This window comes from Paenibacillus sp. TSM33, from assembly GCF_056099025.1.
This window is the reverse complement of sequence record NZ_JBLZXB010000005.1, coordinates 16,633-37,456: the sequence shown is the minus strand read 5'-3', so window position 1 is coordinate 37,456 and position 20,824 is coordinate 16,633. Positions and strand designations below refer to the sequence as shown.

The window sequence follows — 20,824 nt, the reverse complement described above, 5'->3', positions numbered from 1 at the left end:
GTGTTCATCTGAATGATGAACACACCGCAGCCCGCTTTTTAGATCACTTCAATCTCTATTAAAATTCCTTTGGAAGCCAGGTTATCCAGGCACTCCTTCATATATTCGTCATCATGCTCCACATATGCGTCCGCGCCTGCCAGTTCCTCGCCTAGCTCCGCCCCCCAAGGCTCACACTGCTTACCGCGATACAATGGCTGTTCCCATAGTGGATCAACCTTGTATCCTCTGCTTTTCATTTCGTCCATAATGAGCTTATGATAGCGTACCAGCAGCATGGGGTGATAGTCGAACACATAATTCACTGTGGCGTGTGGCTTTCCCCAACCGTTCCCCCGCAGGGCACAACACTCACGATGTTGTCCCAACAGTTGGGGACGGGGCAGCTTGCCAATCAATTGTTCATGCCAAAGCCTCATGCTTCCACAACCTTATCTGTAGCTTTTTCTGTATTATTGGATTAGCATACGGATACCTGTCAGCACAATACCGATCAGGAAGCCTGTTACTGCGCCGTTAATACGTATCCACTGCAAATCCTGTCCCAGTTTGTCCTCCATTAATGCAATCAAGGATTTGTTATCCATTTTATCTACATTTTCGCGCACCAGGTTACCAATCCGGCTATGGTTGGCTTCCACGAAACTGGTAATACCTTCCACGATCCGTGCATTAATTTTGTCCAGCAATTCGGTATTCCCTCTTAAATCAGCCAGCATCCGATCCAACAGCGGCAAAATGTAGGTTGGCACATAGTCTCCGTCTTCCATATAGTTCAATAAACGGGTACGAAGCTCTTCCATTTTACCGAGCACGGACGCTTCGCCTTCCCAAGCTTCAATAAGGCTATCCTTCCAACCGTTCAGCCCTTCCTGAACCGTATCCTTCGTTGCCAATCGGGTCACCTGTGTTCTGAGACCGTCGATCACTGCCAGACGGCGCGGATGCTCTTCCCTTTGCAGCTCTGCTACCTGATCCAGCAGGAAATGACGAATCATATCACCCATGCGCTCTTCGTTCAGATAGCCGAGGAAGGCGTTCAAGGCAAATTGCATCAGCCCGCTCACCTGCAAGCCACTGACAGCCTGCATCCCTAAGGTACCCAGTGTATAGCCCGTTTCTGGTCGCGAAAGCCAGGCTTCCACCTGTTCCAGCGTGTAATCCAGTGCGCGAATATCATAGCCCTTCTCACTGGATTGACGAGCAAGCGCCTCCAGTAGCGGTCCGGCGTCGACGTCCGTCACCTGTCGTTTGATCTCAGCCACGATAATCGGAGCCATTTCTGCGAGTGGGAGCGACTGAACGAGCCGCTTGGCGAGCACATCTATCGATGCTGCTGCTTCTGGTGTACGCAATCCTTTTTCCACACCGCCCAGCACCAGCTCCGCCAAACGAATGTCCGCAATTTTAGAAGCAATGCTGTCTTTGTTCAGCAAGTTATTTTCCACCGTATTCACCAATGCATTCGTGAGCTTGTCCCTATTTTTGGGGAGAAGCGCCGTATGTGGTATCGGGATGCCTAACGGATGACGGAACAATGCCGTGACAGCGAACCAGTCTGCCAGTCCCCCTACAAGTCCTGCCTCAAAGGCTCCCGCTAACAAACGAGCCCACCCATATTGCTGGAAGGGCACCGTGGCTGCAAAGCCTGCCCCTAGAATAACGAGCGACCAAGCCGCTGCGGTTTTCGTATTTTTGGGTTTTTCCATTCTGTAATCCTCCAAACTAACTATCGAGTAAGTTAAGCACTTATACATGTATTACCCATCATATCATTGCCTGTGTAATTTCCAAAGTTGAGAGTAATTTAATTCAACACATAAGAACATTTTTTGCGTAATTTTTTATGCATATATCTCTCTTTTTTACATTCATGTTCGTGAACCAAATCAGAACATTGGGTCCAAAATCTCATTTTTAATAATAAGCCTTACGAACCATTTTATCAGAACCAAGTCCTAAATTTCTTAAACCGAAAGGAGAAGTGAATAGAAAAGTTGAATGGGCATGTAAGATATTATTTTCAGCCCTATTCTATATTTGACCCCAGAAAGGATTTGAATCCATGATGACCTCAGAATTCTTTCAACAATATTCGACCTTTTATACGGATGACCAAGTTGAATATCCATAAGAAGCGAGGCTTCTATAAAACTAACACACTTAATTTGATATATAGACATATTTAATGTTATAAAGTGCAAATTTTGATATTAGACATATTTAATGTGATAAAATAAACTTTTATTAAATAGTAAATCATGTTTAATCAGCCATTATATATTGGTAAAACAAACCAAGATAAGCTAGATAAAATTGCTTTTTTGTAAAGGAATTGAATATGACAACAGACCAAAAAAACATCGAGGGCCTCTGGAACGGCGAACCTGTCGTAATTGTGCGCACCCCCTCCGCTTTTGCCAAGCAATCCCTTTTATATATTCAGGAATTAGGATATTTCCAAAAAACCTCTGATTTTACAATAGAAAGGAAAGAGCTCACCTCCTTTTTGCTTGTTTTTACGCTGTCTGGTAAGGGAGAGTTACTGTACCAGGACAAGAAATATATTTTAAAGCCTCATGATTTGTTTTTTGTTAATTGCGAGGAATATGTACAATACAGCACCTCCGGTGATGAAGCCTGGGAGTTTATCAGCTTATACCTGTACGGCAACCTCATCGAGCATTTTTACGAACAATTTGCCAAGCATAATAAACCGGTAATATCCGTGCACAATCCGTCTATTATATTGGACAAGCTGCATGCTCTAATCTGCGGACAGTCTGATCGGAGCCTTTCCGGCGAGCTGCTAACGTCCAGACTCATTGGTGAAATACTGACGTACATTTTGCAGCATCCTTATGATCAGCGGCATGTAAATGCTGGAACGCTCAGCGAAGTACGTCGGGTGCAGCAGTACTTGGACCAGTCCTATTGTGAACGAATTACGCTAGACTCACTGGCGGACATGTTCAACCTAAACAAATTTAATCTTGCTAAAAATTTCAAAAAACAGATTGGATTTTCTCCAATTGATTATCTCATTAATGTCCGGATCACAGCCGCTCAGGGATGGCTTAAAACCAGTGACATATCCATTGTGGATATCGCAAGGTACGTTGGGATTCCCAATACGAGCCATTTTATCAACCTATTCAAGGAACATGTAGGGGAAACACCTCATTCCTTCCGTAAAAAATGGGGAAACCGCTCCAAACTGTAAATAGGAGGTCTCATGTACTCCGTTTGATAGACGATAGACGAACAAGCTATTCAAGCTAATGGCAAAGCTGTCGAAAGACAGTGACGCAAAACTATAGGGCCTTCCTCCTCGGATGGCAGCCAGTTACCAGGTGAACGAGCTTTTTATTATGCCTTTTTTACATAGCTCCATCACAAATATCGCTATACCTCTCTCGAAGAGAAAACCTTGATCACTATGATCAAGGTTTTTTTCTGTTGGGGTAGTCATGTCAACCTAGCATGCTGAATATACTAATTTCGAACTAGGAGGAGGGAAGGAAAACAATATAACAACAACCGCCGAAGCTTGCCATATTACGATGAACAGGAGAATCACTTGGAGCATGGGAACAAAAATAAATGTCATGATTATTGCCTTATTGCTCATTGTCCAAAGCTTTTTCAGCACCACGCTGGCTTACGCAGATCCTCCAGCCCCTGAACTGCCGCAGAGTGCTGTATCCGATCCTACAACCGTTACGGATGCTGTATATGCGGTCCCAAACCCTGAACCTGCTAAGGAGGTCCCTTCAAACACTATCCCTTCTGTTCAAGGAGCAACTCATTCAAAGTCTCAAAATGAAGCTGCTCCCCAGAGTATACTAACGAAGTTGATTTTGAAGGACGAAGCTGGACGTATCATTGATGCGGTATATAATCCCGATAGTAAGTTCGACATCGGATCAGCCATCCAACTTGGCTATGAATGGGAGCTTCCTGACAATACTTATAAAGCAGGGGATACCTTCACCTTTCACTTACCAGAACAGTTTGTCATCTACACTGATATCTCATCTCCGCTAGTGACTACAGACGGGACCGTGGGGCTCTTTACAGTAGATCGTCAGGGTAAGGTCATCATGACCTTTAACCAATATGTAGAGAACCATTCCCATGTCAGCGGCAAACTGCAAATTAAAACCCAATTCACAAAAGAAACGGTGAAAGGCAGTACAGAGGTCATCATTGCGATTCCCATTAAAGACGGGGTTCAAACGGTCATCGTAAATGTAAAACCCCAGTCAGGACCAACCTTAAGCAAGCAAGGGAAAATAAATGGCACCCACCAGATCGACTGGGCCATTGATGTGAACAAACAGCTAAACACCGTTAAACACGCCCTCATTACCGATCCAACTCCTTCAGGACTGGAACTCGTGAGAGGCTCTATCCGACTCTATCATCTGCAAGTCAATATCGATGGCACGACCATTGTTAAAGAACTAGTGAATACGAGTAAATACGCCATTGAATCGGATCAAGCCGGGACCGGATTTGCAATTCGTTTTCAAGATGCGAGCATCAGCACTGCCTATCAGATCCAATACTCCACGCACATTACCGGCAACGAAACTCGCTTTTCCAACACAGCGACGCTTTCAGGAGATGCGATAGATAACGTTGCTGCCACCGCTACTGTTCAGGTGGAGCGTGGTGAATTTTTATCCAAAAAAGTTGAAAAGTATGATCATGCCACGCAAACACTCACATGGGCCATAAGATATAACTTCGGCGAGACAAAAATTCCCGAAGCCAAAGCCCTTTTAATTGATCATTTCAACAAGACCCAAAATTTGCTGCCCGGTTCTTTGAAAGTATTTAAGGGAAATACACTGGAGGAGCTTCCATCGTGGGCGTACACCGTCATTCCGGTTGATTATCCCGACCGTAACGGGTTCAAACTTCAATTCAACTTCGACGTAGATTCAGCCTATACCATCCGATATCAGACCCAGGCTAGAGGCCGCGTCTATGAAGATGAAAAAATTACAAACATCATCACCTCAGATGGAGTCCAAAAAATCATATCGACGGAAATCACAAGCGGAGTTATGACTAAAATGTATGACACGCCCAATTACAACACGAAAGTCATACCTTGGGTGATCACCATTAATACAGACTCATACACCATGAAAAATATTGTCATTAAGGATGTATTCCCCAATGGGGGCTTGGCCTTGTTGCCCGACACCCTGAAAATTCAAAGTGTTGACGGTACAACGGAACTATTCGCACCCATGGATTATGAGCTAGTTCCACGATCACCAGACTATAAAGAAGGGTTTACTCTTCATTTTCATAAAACGATTCAAAAGGCTTATACGATCAAGTATTTAACCCTATACAACAATGATTGGAAAACAGATACGACGAAGCCCGAATTTCGCAACAAATCCTTTATAGATTATCAATATGAAAATGGAGAAACCTCGTCACATGAGGTGGAATGCCCGATCTGGCCGGATTTTATGACACAACGGAACGGGGCCAAGCAAGGAAGCTATGATGCGAGCTCCAAGCTCATTACCTGGGATATTAAAGCCAACTATAATCGCAAGATCCTAGATCGCGCGGAAGTGAGAGACCCCTTGTTGCAAGGCCAGAAGTTACGGCCTGGCTCCGTAAAAGTATACGATATGACCTTGCTGGGATGGTGGGATGGTGTACAAAAAGGGGCTGAAATCCCGGCAGATCAATATACGACGATCCTCCCCACTGAGCAAAATGGTAATGAATTGCGTATCCAGTTCAAGAAGCCGATCCAAACTCCGTACTGGATTACCTTTCAAACCTCATTGGAAGGAGAACTGATTGAAAAGGAAATTCATAATCAAGCCCTACTACTCGATGGACAAAAGACAGTCTCCGAGTGGGCAGCTCAAGTCACGGTACCTCATGGCGGAGAATATGTGTCTAAAGCCGGTGCACAAAATGGAAATAAAATCGACTGGAGCATTCGTATCAATGAAGGACAATCACATGTGTCCAACGCTAAAATAGTCGATCAGCCTAGCAGCAACCAAATCTTAATTGAAGATTCCTTCCATTTATACTCTACAATCATGGCTGCCAATGGAAATACCACCAAGGGTACCGAATTAATCAAAAACCAAGATTACTGGCTGCACATCAAGACAGATCCTCAAGGTCAGCAAACTTTTGAGCTTGCTTTTGCCAAAGATATTTCCACTGCTTTTATTCTTGAATACCAATCGTTCATTCATGCCGAGGATAAAGCCAAGGTGAGCAACAAGGTTGCTTTTGCAGGAGATCGTTTGACGACAGAACTGCGGGAAACCAGTCAGGAAATCATCGTACGGACGTCTTCTGGCTCCGGTTCTGGTGGGGGCGTAACCGAAACTCTTGAACTGACCAAGGTGGATCAGGATGCTCCCGACAGAGTACTGCCTGGCGCCCGGTTTGCGCTCTATGATAAGGGACAAAAAAGAGCACCGCTTATACAAACGACCAATGTGGAAGGCAAAATCATCTTTTCCTCCTTACTTCATGACGATTACATTTTGGAAGAATTGGCAGCACCGGAGGGGTATGAAATAACGGAGGGTAAGCTTGAGATCAGAATAGACGCAGCTCTCCAACAAGGCTCTGGCATAAAGAGGGTTGTGATCACCAATCGTAAAGAAAAGAAAAACGAACCCGAAACACCTGTAGACCCAGGCACGCCTACCCACCCAGAGCCGTCTCCCCCAGCGGGAGGCTCCGGAAAAAAACATGATAAAGATCCCGAGGTGCCCGTGGCACCATCTATAACCGTTCCTCCGTCACTGCCAAGGCCTCCGGAGGACATAGTCCCTCCAGAGGAGGAACCCGCACCTACACCGCCGCCAGTAGCCCGGGAGGAACCCAAAGCACTGCCTGAACCGCCAGCCGTCATGCCTCATCAAGATCCGTCTCCTCCAGTGGAGCCGAACGACGAGCCCAAACCTAAAATCCGTCTCCATGATCCGGAGAAAGAGCCGGAGGAGCCACCTGCGGTGCATCAGTTGCCCCAAACAGGTGAAGGTAGCCCCGTTCCGTTTTATTTGGCAGGCATTGCCATGATTATATGCGGCGTACTTTTGAAATTTAGACGGACAAACAAAAAATAAATGCACTCTACCTGCCCTGATCTTCCGTCTCATTCCCGGTTGGAATGAGACGGAAATGGGGCATTTTTTTCAAAGTATGTATCATCCATACATTGCTTAGGGGAGATGGGATTGCTGAATCTGCGTAAACTTTCCTATGTGTTTATTGGGTTGGGCTTACTCTTTATTTTGTTTCCTAAAGCGACCGAATGGAATGAGGATCGAGAACAACACAAGTTGTTACAAGCAGCGGAGTTATCACTAGAAAAAAGCAATTCAGTATTGCCTTCTAGTCTTGCAAACAGCTATGCTCACCTGTCCACTCGGGTTGCGGAAGCTCCGGTTAGTGAGGCACAGCAACATACCTTTCCATCCCCCGCTCCCAATGTCAGCGTTAATGAACAAACTCCTATAGCCACTATTAGCATAAGTCGTATTGCTTTAAAGCTCCCTGTGTTGGAAGGCGCAACGAGAAAAAACATGAAATATGCGGCAGTACATATGCCGGAAACGGGGAAGCTGGGACAAGTGGGGAATGCTGCTATCGCTGCTCATCGAGCCCGTACTCCTGGGCGTTTATTTAATCGTCTTCATGTGTTGAAGATTGGAGATCAGATTGTTGTTAACGCTCAAGGTAACCACTATATGTATAAAGTTTACAGCATAAAGGTAGTTGATCCAACAGACGTGTCTGTTCTGAAAAGCTTCAAAAACTATAAGCTGCTCACGCTAATTACATGTGACCCTCTCGTGAATCCCACCCATCGTCTTATTGTTCAGGCTAAACTGAGCAACTAAAGCTAACTAAAGCGCCGATTCCTATGGATAAAAAATAAATCAGGCGGGTCATCCCTGCTCCTTTACAGAAATACACCCGCCATGGTTCATATCATCATTCAGTTGAATTCTTGGCAATCAGCTTGAAATCATCAAAGTGGAATCCTGGTGCAACAACACAGGTTACCAGCACAGGCTCATCCCCCAGCGGACGTGCCGTTTGCCATACTGTTCCTGGTACGAGTGCTTGTGGATGTTGTCCTGCCTCCACATCTGCACCAACGATAATGACCGTTTCTTCGCCAGGTTCTTCTCCACTTCCACCCAATTTTAACTCTATAGGACTTCCGCTATGGTATAGCCACAGCTCATCAGAATGGACCACGTGCCACTCGGAGAACTCGCCCGGATGCAGCAAGAAATACGTCGACGAAGCTGCAAAGCGGGGACCGGAATACACATCCGGCAGTACAGGCTTCGGAATTTGAAAATTGGCCTTCCACATCTCTTTGTACCAGCCGCCTTCTGGATGGGGCTCCATGCCCAATGCCGTAACTAGCGGTGAAATAGCTTTCGTCATTGTCTATCCTTCCTTTACCCTAAATTCCTTCTTCCCTACTGTAAAACATAGCGCTGCTTTTGTCACGTTTCTCCCTCTGCACGTCGAAGGTCAATAAGTTATGATAATTTATATAACATAAATTCAAGAATATCCAACCCATTTTATCATATAGATAGCATTTAACAGTTAGATAAGCATATAAAAGTATATTGTACGTAAACTTTTATGACATTGAATCTTGTTTTTTATTGTAAGCTTATAGTATCATGAGAGAAATTTTGAAATTCTAATAGAGCTTAATCATGTCAGTCCGTCTACTAAGTGGTGTATTCAAGTCAAAAAAGGGGTGAGCTCTCTGATCCAATTTCGCAATGTCAACAAGCATTATGGTCACTTTCATGTACTCAAAGACATCAATCTTCAGATTAAGGAGGGCGAGGTCGTTGTCATCATCGGTCCCTCCGGCTCGGGTAAAAGCACCCTGCTCCGCTGCATCAATCGTCTGGAAACGATATCTGATGGGGAGTTGATCGTTAACGATGTCCCTGTGCATGACAAAAAGATTGATATTAATGCCTTCCGCCGCAATATCGGGATGGTGTTCCAACATTTCAATCTCTACCCCCATAAAAAGGTGATTGAGAACATTGTACTGGCACCGATGAAGGTACTGGGCATCCCGAAAGAAGAAGCTACTCAAACAGCCCTCACCTATCTGAAACGCGTTGGAATCGAGGAAAAGGCACAGAGCTACCCCGCCCAATTGTCCGGCGGACAGCAACAGCGGGTGGCAATCGCCCGTGGACTCGCCATGAATCCGAAAATTATGCTGTTTGACGAGCCTACTTCAGCTCTGGACCCGGAAACGATCGGTGAGGTGCTGGATGTCATGCGCTCGCTTGCCCATCAGGGCATCACGATGGTTATCGTCACTCATGAAATGGGCTTTGCCCGTGAAGTGGCGGACCGCGTGATTTTTATGGACAAAGGACAAATCCTGGAAGAAAGTCAACCTGCTGAGTTTTTTCAGAATCCGGGTGAAGAACGGGCTCGCCTGTTCCTGAGCCGTCTGATTCATCATTAAACAGACTATCAATGGAATAAAAATCGAAAGGGGATCGTTCTTATGAGAAAAAGATTTCAGTGGAGTACTTTGGTGCTGGTTGCATTATCCTGTCTGCTCGTCTTGGCAGCCTGTGGAGGCAAGCAAGAAGCAGCAACGTCAGGAAATGAGGCAGCAGCTTCCAACGGGCTGGAAGCCATCAAACAGCGCGGCAAGCTGGTCGTTGGGGTGAAGTACGATACCAAGTTGTTCGGACTAAAAGACCCGGCTAGCGGGAAGGTCGAGGGCTTTGATATCGACATCGCCAAGGCGGTAGCCAAGCATATTTTTGGTGATGAAACCAAGCTCGAACTCAAGGAAGTCACGTCCAAAACACGAATCACCTTACTGCAAAATGGGGACATCGATGCTATTATTGCCACGATGACCATTTCGGATGAACGCAAAAAACAGGTAGATTTCAGCGATGTCTACTTTAATGCAGGGCAATCCCTGCTCGTGAAAAAAGGAAGCCCGATTACTGGTTTAGAATCCTTGACTCCCGATACCAAGGTACTCGCTGTTAAAGGCTCTACCTCCGCAAAAAATATCCGCGAAAAAGCGCCCAAAGCAACGATTTTAGAGTTTGAAAACTATCAGGATGCCTTCAACGCTCTCAAGGCAGGTAAAGGGCAAGCGCTGACGACCGATAACTCTATTCTGCTTGGCATGCAGCAGCAAGATCCGAATTATACCCTAGTAGGCGGGAACTTCACAGAGGAACCTTACGGCATCGCAGTGAAAAAGGGACAAACCGAACTACTGCAAGCCATTAATGATACGATCAAGGAACTGAAAAGCAATGGTGAATACGATAAGCTGCATGAGCAATGGCTTGGGGTTAAACCCGAATAATGATCTTATGAAGGAGCCGCGATTGCGTGCTCCTTCCTTTCTTAGCTCTGGATAAGGAGGTATACCCGTAGATGCTTACTTTTGATATCAACGTACTTTTCGATCATGGCGACCGTTTTAGAGAAGGCTTGCTTCATACCGTTCAAGCAAGTGTTATTGCCTTGATTGGAAGCTTTATTCTGGGCGCTATCATTGCCATCTTCCGAATTGCGCCTTTTAAATGGCTAAACTGGATCGGTACTGTCTATGTAGAGGTCATCCGCAATATTCCATTGCTGATTGTCGTACTGTTTTTTTATCTCGGTCTGCCCACTTTGGGCATCCCCTTGGACGGCTTTGTATCTGGAACGCTTGGATTGACTGTGTACACAGCCTCTTTTATTGCAGAAGCTATACGTGCCGGCATTCAATCTGTACCCAAAGGACAATTTGAAGCGGCAAGGTCCTCCGGGTTGAATTACAACCAGACGATGATCAGTATTATTTTACCGCAAGCCATTAAAATTGTACTGCCTGCAATCGGCAACCAATTCATCAATCTGGTCAAAAACTCTTCCGTGCTGGCCATTGTGGCCGGACTGGATCTCATGTATTACTCGGATCTAATTAACTCGGATACCTTCCTGCCCATCACAGTCTATGCGATCACGGCACTACTGTATCTTATATTGACGGTTCCGCTCAGCTTTCTTGTACTCTATATGGAGCGACGCCTGTCCAAAACATCCTAAGGAGGGAAGCCCGTATGGATTTCAGCGGATTGTTTGTATGGCCTAATGTGCGTTTTATACTGGAGGGCTTCCTGCTCACGCTGGAAGTCGCCATTTACTCTATCATATTCAGCTTCGCTCTCGGTATCATATTCGGCATTCTGCGCTATACCCGCTTACCTGTGCTCTCACAGGTTGCAGCCTTTATCATTGATTTGATTCGCAATCTGCCCTTATTGCTCATTATTTTCTTCATCGGCATGGTTTTGCCATCCATCGGACTGTCTATTTCCCTCAAGTGGGCAGCCATTACAGGACTGTCGATCTTCGAGGGAGCCATGATCGCCGAGATTGTGCGCAGCGGTCTCAATTCGGTCCATAAAGGACAACTGGAAGCCGCGCGTTCCTCCGGTCTAAGCTATTCTCAAACCTTATGGCATATCATTCTGCCCCAAGCGCTTCGTCGCATGGTGCCCCCGATTGTCAGCCAGTTCATTTCCCTATTTAAGGATACTTCACTGGCTGTCATTATCAGTTTGCCGGAGCTGACGCATAACATTCAGATCGTCGGTGGACAAAATCAATCCTTTGTCATTCCAGCTCTGCTGTTCGCCGCTTTCCTGTACTTTACCGTTAATTACAGTATGTCACTGATTGCACGCAGACTGGAGGTTCGCACACATTAAAGCTCGTGATACGCATCAGGGTCGCCACTAGTTGGAGCGCTCTGTTAATACAGCTTGTATCTGTTCAATCAATCGCTTCATTGTTTCCCCCTGATAACGGTCAGACCGATAAATCAACTCTAGCTGACCTTGGGGTATACCACGCAAAATAGGTACACTGCAAAAATGCGAACAATCCAGCTCGGCCGCAAGGGACTTCGTCTGTAGGGTTACGGCAAGTCCCTCCTGCACCCAGCGCAGGATTGAAGCTATGGAGTTTGTTTCCAAGACGGTTGTAAAAGCATACCCACGATCACGAAAGCATTTCTCAATCAGCTTCCTGCCGGGATGGCATTCTGGCTGCATCGCCCAAGGTACATGCCTCAATTCATCCAGCATAAGGGAAGAACGGTTGGAAAATGCGTGGTTTACCGGGACAATAAGACAATAGTTCTCTGTGCGAAGAGGAAGCTGGACAAGCCTTTCATCTGTACCCGAGTGTAGGGTGATGCCAACATCCACACGGTTATCCAGCAACCGTTCTGTTACATCAAAAGATGGACAGATGTGCAAGCAGATTTTGGGAAATGACCGATGAAAATGGACAAGCATTTCTTGCAATGGCTCCTCTAGCTCCGGTAATGCGATACCAATCCGTAAACTTCCGCGTTGCTCGGTACGCAGCTCCTCAATGGATGCCTTTGCTTGCTGCAATCCCTTGAGCGCATGGGCACTGTGTTGCAGCAGCAGTTTCCCCGCATCTGTCATTTTAATTTTCTTGCCTGCGCGGTCAAAGAGCGTCATGCCCAGTTCCTCCTCCAGCGCCTTAATTTGCAAGCTAAGCGTGGGTTGAGAGATACCGATCTTTTCCGATGCCTTCGTAAAATGCAGTTCCTCGCATACGGCTATGAAGTATTGAAGCTGACGTATTTCCGTCTTCCTTCTCTCCCTTCGAGAATCCCCAGAATGTTTGCATGAACAGGTCAAAAGAAGCGCGGGATCGGATCAATCCGGTTCGCGCTTCTTCGCAGGTTAATGCGCTTTTTTAGATTATTGGGCTACTTCTGCTTTTTCCGAAGTCAACGTAATATTCGCAAACGCGTCTGCATCGTATTCCTTGCCACGGGTAATATCGTAATTGGCTACCCGATTATTCACTGCCTCCAGCGAATAACGGAATAACGTTGGTACAATGGGTGCCTCCTCGCTCATATACGCCTGCCACTGATTGTATATATCTTTACGATAATTGTCGTCAAAGGCTTTCACAGACACCCCTTCCTGCAACAGCTTATCATTCTCTTCACTGGTAAAGCGCGAGTAGTTAAAGCTGGCTCCGCGTCCATACAGCCCACTAGGGTCTACATCTGTACCTGTACTCCATGCGCCGCCAAAAATATCAATGCCGGGGTCATCCTTCTGCACACGGTCATAGAAAGAATTGAACTCAAGCAGACGACCGTCTACCAGCTCGACATGAAGCCCGACATCCTTCCAATTTTGCAAATAAAACTTAGCCAGCGATTCGGCTGTCGCATCCCCACTCATTGCTGCATAATGGAGCACCAGTTCCTTACCCTTAGGGTCCTCACGGTATCCATCTCCATTGGTATCCACATATCCTGCCTCGTCCAGCAGCTTTTTCGCCTTGTCTGGATCATATGCAATGCCCTTCGCATTCACGTCATGATACCCCTTGAAGGCGGGCGGGATCAGGGATGTCGCAGGAGTCCGAAGCCCATGATAGAGTTGCTTGCCAACCTGCTCATTATTCAGCGCGTAGCCAAGGGCCTGACGCAATGACTTGTTCGCCAGCTTGGCGTTCGGGTCCATAATATTCAGACTCTTGGCCTGATCAAATTTACCCAGCTTAAAGCCTACATAGCTATAAGACAATTCCTCCTGACCGAGAAACTGTACATTTTTCGGATTGCTGGCCTCATTGTAACGGGTGGTCGGATAGCTGGCCCAGTCGATTTCTCCGCTTTTCAACGCCTCAGTAATGACATTCGGGTTCACTACCTTCAGATGAAGGCCATCCAACTTGGGCGCACCGCGGAAATAATCTTCATTTTTGACGAATTCCACAGATTCACCTGTGACCATTGATTTAATTTTGAATGGCCCATAACCAATCGGATGTTTACGAACAGGGTCAGATCCAGCCATGTCCTTCACAGCAATGTTTTGGAATACCTTCTTCTCCAGTGGTGTGGACCAAAGCCCCGATTTTACCGAAGGGTTAGGTTCCTTAAAATGAATGGTAACCTCTTTCTTATTCAGCACCTTGATGCCTGAAATCGTTTTGGCCTTGCCGGCGTGATAATCTTCCATCCCTACAATGTTGGTCATAAAACTATCATAACGCGGACCTTCGTAGTCTTTGTTACCGATCACTTCATAGGAAAATGCATAGTCCTCTGCCGTTACGGGATTACCATCTGTCCAGTTCAGTTTGGGATCAATTTTGACAGTCACCGCCTTATTATCTGTGGAAAAGGAAATCGTCGCCGCTCCTTTATCGTCAATATTCAGATTGGAATCAATCGAAAACATGGAAGGGTAGAAAAACTGGAAGACTTCAAAATCCGGATTTCCATCATAAAATACAGGATTCAGAATACCTTCAAAAGGGGTATCGGACACGAGTGCATAATTGATGATGCCGCCCTTAATCGGGGGTTTATCGTTCTTGACCGCCTTTACCAGCCCAGTCGTATTCACCTGCTTGCTGTCGGACCCTGCCCCACCTGTACCGTCAGACGATTTTGCTCCACTCGAAGTGGAAGGCGAGCCGCTGCATGCGGCCAAAGAAAGCACCAAAACAGCAGATAGAACAGGCAAAATTCCTTTTCTCCAGCTTTTAACCATTATAAACCCCTCCTTGTCGTTGTCCTTATCTTTGAACTTCGTTTTAACCCAATCGTTGTCTGGCATCCGTGGCACGTTTGAGTGCCTGACCGATAAAATTAATCGCCAGCATCAGCACTAATATAAGCAGTGAGGCAGGCAACCACATCCACCAGCTGTTCTGCAATACATCCGGGTCATTGGCATAACTCACCAGTGTCCCTAAGCTTGGAGTAGATTCTGGCAAGCCAAAGCCGAGATAGGAAAGCCCGGTCTCAATCCCGATATTTCCTGCAAGACTGAGCGTTAGATTAACAATCACAACAGAGCTGAGATTAGGCAGCACACCCAACCAGATAATCTTCCAATTGGGTGTGCCAAGGGTTTTGGAAGCCTGCACGTAGTCCAGTTCCCGCTCCGACAGCACCTTGGCCCGGATCAGGCGCGCTTTTCCAATCCATAAAAAGGCGGTCATAATGAAGATAAAAGACCCTATGCCGCTTTTGGGCACAATGCTAACAAACACGATAACCAGCATCAAGAATGGAAGCACCAGGATAAAATCAATGATTCGCATGATGATGTTATCAACCAGTCCCCCATAAAACCCAGCCAGTAAGCCCAGCGTCAAGCCAATGGCGGCGGATAACAAAGTAATTGTAAAGCCAATGGTAAAGGAATTGCGGGCCCCAATGACCAGCTGGCCGAATATATCCCTGCCCGCTCGGTCCGTACCCAGCCAATGCACTGAGCCGGGAGCTTCGCGGATCGCGCCCAAATCGACCGTCGTGACTACATCCTGATTGACAAACAAGACAGAGGCATATATAAAAATCAAGAACAGAGCCACAAATCCAATGGAAATCAAGGCCATTTTGTCACGTATCAGCTCACGATGCAGTACAGACCAACTGGATGGTGATTTACGAATAATTTCCGGCGAGAAGACGTCCTCCACCTGCATAGACACCATAATCCCTCCTTTTCTCTAGACTTGTTCGCTATTCAATTCGAATGCGTGGATCGACCTTGCTCAGGATGACATCAGATAAAAGGGTTCCTAATAGTGCCAAGAAGCCGGAGATCATGACCAGCGCGTTCACGACTGAAAAGTCCCGCTGGGTGATAGACTGAAGAAACAACTGGCCCAACCCCGGATAACCAAAAATAGATTCCAAGAAAATATTGCCGGCAATCACACCCGTCAGGTCGTAGCCCAAGAAAGCAGCAATGGGTAATAAAGAGTTCTTAAAAATATGACGGGAATAGATCTTTCCTTCGGGTACCCCCTTGGAACGCGCTGTTTTCACAAAATCCTTCAGACGTATGTCAATGACCTCATTGCGCAAATACTGAATGGTAGCCGTCGTACTGAGTAATGCGCCTGTAACCGCCGGTAGAATGAGGTGATACGACTTATTCACGTAATATGACCATGTCCCCGGCTCCACTCCTACATCCACACTACCGCTGGTTGGAAACCAGCCAAGCCTGAATCCAAACACGTACAGCAGCAGCAATGCGAGTATAAATAGAGGTGTTGCAAAGCTGAGATAGGTATATCCCACCACGGTTTTATCCAGCAGGCTATGCTGATACCGACCGCTGAGTACTCCCAGCGGAATGGCGATTAGATACGTCAGAACCAGAATCACTACGCCCAGAAAAAACGTGTTCCCCAAACGGCTGCCAATCAAATCGGTAACGCTAATTTTATGTACATAAGATTTGCCCAGATCCCCATGAGCAAGCTGAACGAGCCAGTTCCCATATTGCACCCACACCGGGTCATTGAGTCCCAGTTTTTGCCGCTGTTCTTCCAATGCAGCCGGATTCAGATTGGGTGTTGAAGTGATGAGTCCTGTCAGGGCATCCCCAGGCATAGCCTTGGCTAGGAAAAATATAAGCACACTCAGTGCAAAAAGTTGAGGGATCATAACCAGCAGCCGACGCATTGTAAATTTCCACATATTCTGTACCTCCCTTAGGGTCGCGCGACTTGATGGGATGAACTTACTGATTTTAGTGCAAATGGCTTTCCACTCGCGTCTAAATGTTTGGGCAGCTCTGACTTGTAAGAGGATAAAAGCTTCTGCCTTTTGTGAGCATTTTCCAGCCGTTTCGCAGGATCGATACTAGGAATGGTGGCAATAAGCCGCTGGGTATACAAATGCTGTGGACGCTCATAAATATCCTGCTCGCTCCCCTGTTCCACTAAGCGACCTCGGTACATGATGCCGATTTGGTCACACATATGGCGGATAATCCCCAGGTCATGACTAATGAACAAATACGTCAAATTGAACTCTCGCTGCACATCCTTCATAAAATTAAGCACCTGTGCCTGCACAGAAACGTCAAGCGCCGATACCGGCTCATCAGCAATAATCAGTTTTGGATTTAATGTCAGCGCACGCGCAATCCCGATCCGCTGCCGTTGGCCCCCGGAAAATTCATGCGGATACTTGTAGGCCGCGTCAGCGTTCAAACCGACCCTTTCCAGCAGCATCTGTACTTTTCGCCGCTCTTCCTCATTACTCAGCCTTTCAAAATTTCGCAGCGGTTCAGCAATGACATCCAATACGCGCTTGCGCGGGTTAAGCGAAGAATAGGGGTCTTGAAAAATCATCTGAATGTCTCTACGCAGCGGATGGCGGTTATTTCGACTCAAAGCCGCAAGATCCATGCCATTAAAAAGAATCTGTCCGCTCGTCAGCTTATTCAGGCCGATAATCGTCCTGCCTGTCGTCGTTTTTCCGCAGCCAGATTCTCCTACCAGCCCATATGTTTGGCCTGCCTCTATGCTGATCGACACGCCATCCACTGCTTTTATCTGGTCAACGACACGCTGGAAAAAACCACCGCGCACCGGATAATGCACCTTCAAATCATTTAGCTCCAGTAGTGCCATGAGCAGTCTCTCCCTTTGTTTCGTCTTCAAAATGAAAATGCTGGTAACATGTACAACGGACCCAATGGCCGGGGGAAATTTCTTTTAATCGGGGATGGTCTTCATGCATTCTCTGCTGAATCCAGGGAATACGTGAAGCAAAACGACAGCTATTGCGGGGAATATCTTGCAATGAGGGAACCATGCCACCGATGACATGTAGCGGTTCTCCCTTGGTATGCGATCCCGGCATGGAGGCTAGCAAGGAACGCGTATACGGATGCTGTGGATGCCGGAATAATTCAAAAACATCAGCGCTTTCCACGATTTCTCCGGCATACATGACCACCACACGGTCAGCTACTTCGGCCACAACGCCAAGATCGTGCGTAATCAGAATAATTCCGCTTCCGGTCTCCTGTTGAAGCTGTTTGAGCAAGTCAAGAATTTGCGATTGAATGGTTACATCGAGCGCAGTCGTCGGCTCATCTGCAATAATAAGAGAGGGTCGACAAGCTATGGCAATCGCGATCATCACACGCTGACGCATCCCTCCTGAAAGTTCATGCGGATACTGTTCATACACACGTACAGGGTTGGGGATATCTACGCTTTCCAGCAGCTCCAGTACACGTTCCCTTTTTTGCTTCGATGAAAGGGAAGTATGATAATCGAGGGTTTCCTCGATCTGCTTACCAATGCACATTAACGGGTTAAGTGCTGTCAGCGGGTCCTGAAAGATCATGCCAATGCCCGCCCCGCGGATTTTATTCATTTGCCCTGAGGAGAGACGAATCAAATCCGTGCCTTTAAAAAGAACCTTTCCTTCGACACGTGTCCGCTCCATGTCATGCAGTTGTGGGATCGAAAGCGCCAGCGCGCTTTTGCCACAACCGGATTCTCCGACTACAGCCAGCACTTCATTGGGATTGACCGTCAGATCCAGATGGTCGACTGCGGGGTGATATTGATCGTTGATGCGAAAAGATACGGATAATCCTTTAATCTCCAACACAGGCTCGATATTCAATGCGCGCGCTTCCTCCATTCTCCATGGTCTTGTCCTGCTTATTCTCACCATGTTTGATGTTAAAACCTTCCACAAACATTACATACCGTTTTTGTCGGAATAATTTGAATACATCCTATCACCAGTATATGGATATATCAATTAAGATTATGCTATCAACATCATTTAAAAAATCAATGATCCAGCAGTGGTGCGACCTTCTTGGCACAAAATGTAATCAAATAACCAACCACAGGTTAATTTTCATCACAAAAAAGCCGTTTGATCCCCTACAAAGGATCAAACGGCTAACTAGCACCCAACAATTCACACTGAATTTTTTACATTTATTACGAAGCCGCTCCATAGGAACCCGACTTGAACGTTTTTGGATCGTACCATTTGTAGCCTGCTGCTGGAGCAGACCAAGGCTCTGGTTGCGGTTCCGTGGAAGCCGCTGGCTCCTCAAACGGCAGAAGCTTCGTCGGTTGATCCAGCGTTAAGCCTGCCACATCGGATAATTTGGTGTAATCCTGCTTCCATGCAAGCCATTGGACCGTTTGCACCAGGAAGGTGGCATCGTCCACTTCCTTGAACCCATCATATGTCTTTTTCGACTGTCCGTTTTCCTCACGTGCATATTTCGGTGTTGCATCTTCTACAGGGGAAGAATCACCGATAAATGCTGCCTTGCCCTGACCCACCTTGGAAATCGCAGCATAAGGGCCTTCCGCACGGCCCCCGCCGTTATAGACACCTTGGTCTACAGCATTGCCCCATTTCTTCGTACCTGTAGGGATATAGGCAATTCCTTTGGCTTTGGTAGGATCAATAATAGCCAGCGTAGATCCGGCATGCATAGCAATCGAGCGTACACCCTTGGTAATACCGAAGGATTGATCTGCGGCTACAATGTCCGTAGCATTCACATCGCCAAGCGCATTATAACGGAAACGAACACCAAAGTTGGTTGCCAGCCAATCGGAGCTAGTTAACCCTTGCATCGCTGGTGATGCTGCTTCTTCTGCAGTCATGCCTTTTGCCGGATTCGTATAGGCTCCACGACGGTAGCCATTCATAACCTCGGAGGAATCCCAACGGTTTTTGTTACGGTCTGCATTATAGTGATCGGAGATGAAGAAGACACTTCCCCCGTTATTCACATATTGCAGCAGGGCAGCCTGCTCAGATGCCTTAAAGGCAACATTCGCCTCACCAATGATGAACACATCATATTGGCGCAGCTTATCATAGGTTATGGCCTGTTCTCCATAAGTAAAAGGAATAGGGCGATTCAATTGGTCCACTGTAAAGCCTACATTACGCAGTCCATTGGAAAAATCAGAGAAGGCGCCCTCAATGACCCAATCTGCTGCCCCAGCTGTCTGGGCGTGCGTATTATCGAACAGCACCTTTTTACCTTTGCCGTCCGGCAACGTCGAGCCAGGTTGACTTGGATTGCCAGGATTAGGTTCACCCGGCTCGCTTCCATTCACCAGTTCCACAGCGCTCGGGCTTTTTACTCCACCAAAATTATTGTAGGCGCCAAGCGTACCTGTCACACGAATTTTGCTGCCAATCAGCTCAGGATGGCCTGTTAGCCCAAATTGCCCTCTGTACGCTGATGTCAGCTGTACATTTAATAGATTAGACGTGCTACGTTCACTGGCCTGGTCGGCAATCAGTACGTTAAAATCATTTGCAAACGGAGCAGAAAAATTAGCCGTTTTCGATCCGGTAGCATGTCCGACGATGTAGCCTTCCACCGTCACTGTACCTCCACTGCCTTGGCGCTGAAGTGCTTCGTCTACCGTCAATGCTCCCTCTGCCTTGACCTGACCGAATGGAACGAAGATCCCAATCAGCAGCGATACGATCGCTGCCAGATGCAGCACCCCTTTCAAGCGTGAACCTGTGAACCGCAAGCCTTTTACCATACGTCAATATCCCTCCTATAATTCCATAAATGTACTTGTCCTCTATCAGATTAGCTGTCAATCTTCTAATTCCTTCCTGATTTCATCCATAATTATGTAAATTTTAATCTTTGTTATCGAAAAATCGCCTGTTTATGTAAAATTTAATCCCTGCGATTGACACCGAGCACGGCATACATTACGCTAAGAAATATATGTAGAACGGTATACGCGAATGAAGATGACGGGAGAGTCTGTCCAGGGGCTTACACGCTGGCGGCACCGAAGGAGCAAGACGCCAGCACCCGGCTGGCGGATAATCTCTCAGGTCCATGTATCGTCATCTGACGCAACTCTGGAGAGAGCGCAAGCC

The 20,824-nt window shown here is 46.7% G+C and carries 17 protein-coding genes and 2 riboswitches; of the genes, 7 read left to right on the top strand and 10 right to left on the bottom strand.

The window, feature by feature from the left end; translation table 11 throughout:
- Positions 1-38: 38 nt before the first annotated feature.
- The gene (locus ACN6NF_RS01820) at positions 39-419 is read right to left on the bottom strand and encodes a TIGR02328 family protein (RefSeq protein WP_474314613.1); all 381 of its coding nucleotides are present in this window, start codon (positions 417-419) and stop codon (positions 39-41) included.
- A gap of 33 nt (positions 420-452) precedes the next feature.
- Complete coding sequence (locus tag ACN6NF_RS01815) at positions 453-1,709, bottom strand: DUF445 domain-containing protein (protein ID WP_474314610.1); 1,257 nt, start codon at positions 1,707-1,709, stop codon at positions 453-455.
- Positions 1,710-2,341: 632 nt separating this feature from the next.
- On the opposite strand from ACN6NF_RS01815, the gene ACN6NF_RS01810 reads away from it, so the two are divergent.
- The 3 genes from ACN6NF_RS01810 to ACN6NF_RS01800 all read left to right on the top strand — a co-directional run bounded on the left by ACN6NF_RS01810 (position 2,342) and on the right by ACN6NF_RS01800 (position 7,913).
- Positions 2,342-3,223 carry an AraC family transcriptional regulator gene (locus tag ACN6NF_RS01810; protein WP_474314609.1) on the top strand — a complete coding sequence of 294 codons (882 nt, stop codon included), beginning with the start codon at positions 2,342-2,344 and terminating at the stop codon, positions 3,221-3,223.
- Positions 3,224-3,273: 50 nt separating this feature from the next.
- A riboswitch (cyclic di-GMP riboswitch) is annotated at positions 3,274-3,354 on the top strand.
- A gap of 233 nt (positions 3,355-3,587) precedes the next feature.
- Positions 3,588-7,136 (top strand): collagen binding domain-containing protein, encoded by a 3,549-nt coding sequence (locus ACN6NF_RS01805; RefSeq protein WP_474314608.1) that lies wholly within the window; start codon positions 3,588-3,590, stop codon positions 7,134-7,136.
- Between the two features lie 111 nt (positions 7,137-7,247).
- Positions 7,248-7,913, top strand: a complete 666-nt coding sequence (locus ACN6NF_RS01800) for a class D sortase (RefSeq protein ID WP_474314606.1) — start codon at positions 7,248-7,250, stop codon at positions 7,911-7,913.
- A gap of 94 nt (positions 7,914-8,007) precedes the next feature.
- Here the strand turns inward: ACN6NF_RS01800 and ACN6NF_RS01795 are convergent, their stop codons facing one another.
- Entirely contained in the window at positions 8,008-8,472 is a 465-nt protein-coding gene (locus ACN6NF_RS01795; protein ID WP_474314604.1) for a cupin domain-containing protein, read from the bottom strand.
- Between the two features lie 328 nt (positions 8,473-8,800).
- Between ACN6NF_RS01795 and ACN6NF_RS01790 the strand changes: the two genes are divergently transcribed.
- From ACN6NF_RS01790 to ACN6NF_RS01775, 4 genes are all read left to right on the top strand, one after another.
- A complete protein-coding gene (locus ACN6NF_RS01790) occupies positions 8,801-9,538 on the top strand; it encodes an amino acid ABC transporter ATP-binding protein (RefSeq protein WP_474314602.1) in 738 nt (245 codons plus the stop codon).
- Between the two features lie 42 nt (positions 9,539-9,580).
- On the top strand, positions 9,581-10,411 hold the full coding sequence (locus ACN6NF_RS01785) for a transporter substrate-binding domain-containing protein (RefSeq protein ID WP_474314599.1): 831 nt from the start codon (positions 9,581-9,583) through the stop codon (positions 10,409-10,411).
- 71 nt (positions 10,412-10,482) lie between these two features.
- Entirely contained in the window at positions 10,483-11,142 is a 660-nt protein-coding gene (locus ACN6NF_RS01780; RefSeq protein ID WP_474314596.1) for an amino acid ABC transporter permease, read from the top strand.
- Between the two features lie 14 nt (positions 11,143-11,156).
- On the top strand, positions 11,157-11,807 hold the full coding sequence (locus ACN6NF_RS01775) for an amino acid ABC transporter permease (RefSeq protein WP_474314594.1): 651 nt from the start codon (positions 11,157-11,159) through the stop codon (positions 11,805-11,807).
- Positions 11,808-11,834: 27 nt separating this feature from the next.
- On the opposite strand, the gene ACN6NF_RS01770 is transcribed toward ACN6NF_RS01775, so the two are convergent.
- From ACN6NF_RS01770 to ACN6NF_RS01740, 7 genes are all read right to left on the bottom strand, one after another.
- Positions 11,835-12,773, bottom strand: coding sequence for a LysR family transcriptional regulator (locus tag ACN6NF_RS01770; RefSeq protein ID WP_474314593.1), 939 nt, complete (start codon positions 12,771-12,773; stop codon positions 11,835-11,837).
- A 63-nt stretch (positions 12,774-12,836) separates the two neighbouring features.
- Complete coding sequence (gene opp4A / locus ACN6NF_RS01765; protein WP_474314590.1) at positions 12,837-14,657, bottom strand: oligopeptide ABC transporter substrate-binding protein; 1,821 nt, start codon at positions 14,655-14,657, stop codon at positions 12,837-12,839.
- A gap of 43 nt (positions 14,658-14,700) precedes the next feature.
- Positions 14,701-15,600 (bottom strand): ABC transporter permease, encoded by a 900-nt coding sequence (locus ACN6NF_RS01760; RefSeq protein ID WP_474314617.1) that lies wholly within the window; start codon positions 15,598-15,600, stop codon positions 14,701-14,703.
- A 37-nt stretch (positions 15,601-15,637) separates the two neighbouring features.
- Entirely contained in the window at positions 15,638-16,606 is a 969-nt protein-coding gene (gene opp4B, locus ACN6NF_RS01755; RefSeq protein ID WP_474314587.1) for an oligopeptide ABC transporter permease, read from the bottom strand.
- Between the two features lie 14 nt (positions 16,607-16,620).
- Positions 16,621-17,547: an ABC transporter ATP-binding protein gene (locus ACN6NF_RS01750; protein ID WP_474314585.1), complete on the bottom strand. Its 927-nt coding sequence runs from the start codon at positions 17,545-17,547 to the stop codon at positions 16,621-16,623.
- Positions 17,525-18,556: an ABC transporter ATP-binding protein gene (locus ACN6NF_RS01745; RefSeq protein ID WP_474314615.1), complete on the bottom strand. Its 1,032-nt coding sequence runs from the start codon at positions 18,554-18,556 to the stop codon at positions 17,525-17,527. Before ACN6NF_RS01745 ends, ACN6NF_RS01750 begins: the two co-directional genes overlap by 23 nt.
- 329 nt (positions 18,557-18,885) lie before the next feature.
- The gene (locus tag ACN6NF_RS01740) at positions 18,886-20,472 is read right to left on the bottom strand and encodes a DUF6359 domain-containing protein (RefSeq protein WP_474314581.1); all 1,587 of its coding nucleotides are present in this window, start codon (positions 20,470-20,472) and stop codon (positions 18,886-18,888) included.
- Between the two features lie 214 nt (positions 20,473-20,686).
- Positions 20,687-20,801: riboswitch (glycine riboswitch) on the top strand.
- Positions 20,802-20,824 lie beyond the last annotated feature (23 nt).

What these genes read in the sequence shown, in the direction of transcription:
- ACN6NF_RS01785 (WP_474314599.1), top strand. Translation starts at nt 9,581, where the DNA reads ATGAGAAAAAGATTTCAGTGGAGTACTTTGGTGCTGGTTGCATTATCC.
- ACN6NF_RS01815 (WP_474314610.1), bottom strand. Translation starts at nt 1,709, where the DNA reads ATGGAAAAACCCAAAAATACGAAAACCGCAGCGGCTTGGTCGCTCGTT.
- ACN6NF_RS01750 (WP_474314585.1), bottom strand. Translation starts at nt 17,547, where the DNA reads ATGGCACTACTGGAGCTAAATGATTTGAAGGTGCATTATCCGGTGCGC.
- ACN6NF_RS01810 (WP_474314609.1), top strand. Translation starts at nt 2,342, where the DNA reads ATGACAACAGACCAAAAAAACATCGAGGGCCTCTGGAACGGCGAACCT.
- ACN6NF_RS01740 (WP_474314581.1), bottom strand. Translation starts at nt 20,472, where the DNA reads ATGGTAAAAGGCTTGCGGTTCACAGGTTCACGCTTGAAAGGGGTGCTG.
- ACN6NF_RS01775 (WP_474314594.1), top strand. Translation starts at nt 11,157, where the DNA reads ATGGATTTCAGCGGATTGTTTGTATGGCCTAATGTGCGTTTTATACTG.
- opp4A (WP_474314590.1), bottom strand. Translation starts at nt 14,657, where the DNA reads ATGGTTAAAAGCTGGAGAAAAGGAATTTTGCCTGTTCTATCTGCTGTT.
- ACN6NF_RS01820 (WP_474314613.1), bottom strand. Translation starts at nt 419, where the DNA reads ATGAGGCTTTGGCATGAACAATTGATTGGCAAGCTGCCCCGTCCCCAA.
- ACN6NF_RS01760 (WP_474314617.1), bottom strand. Translation starts at nt 15,600, where the DNA reads ATGCAGGTGGAGGACGTCTTCTCGCCGGAAATTATTCGTAAATCACCA.
- opp4B (WP_474314587.1), bottom strand. Translation starts at nt 16,606, where the DNA reads ATGTGGAAATTTACAATGCGTCGGCTGCTGGTTATGATCCCTCAACTT.
- ACN6NF_RS01795 (WP_474314604.1), bottom strand. Translation starts at nt 8,472, where the DNA reads ATGACGAAAGCTATTTCACCGCTAGTTACGGCATTGGGCATGGAGCCC.
- ACN6NF_RS01780 (WP_474314596.1), top strand. Translation starts at nt 10,483, where the DNA reads ATGCTTACTTTTGATATCAACGTACTTTTCGATCATGGCGACCGTTTT.
- ACN6NF_RS01805 (WP_474314608.1), top strand. Translation starts at nt 3,588, where the DNA reads ATGGGAACAAAAATAAATGTCATGATTATTGCCTTATTGCTCATTGTC.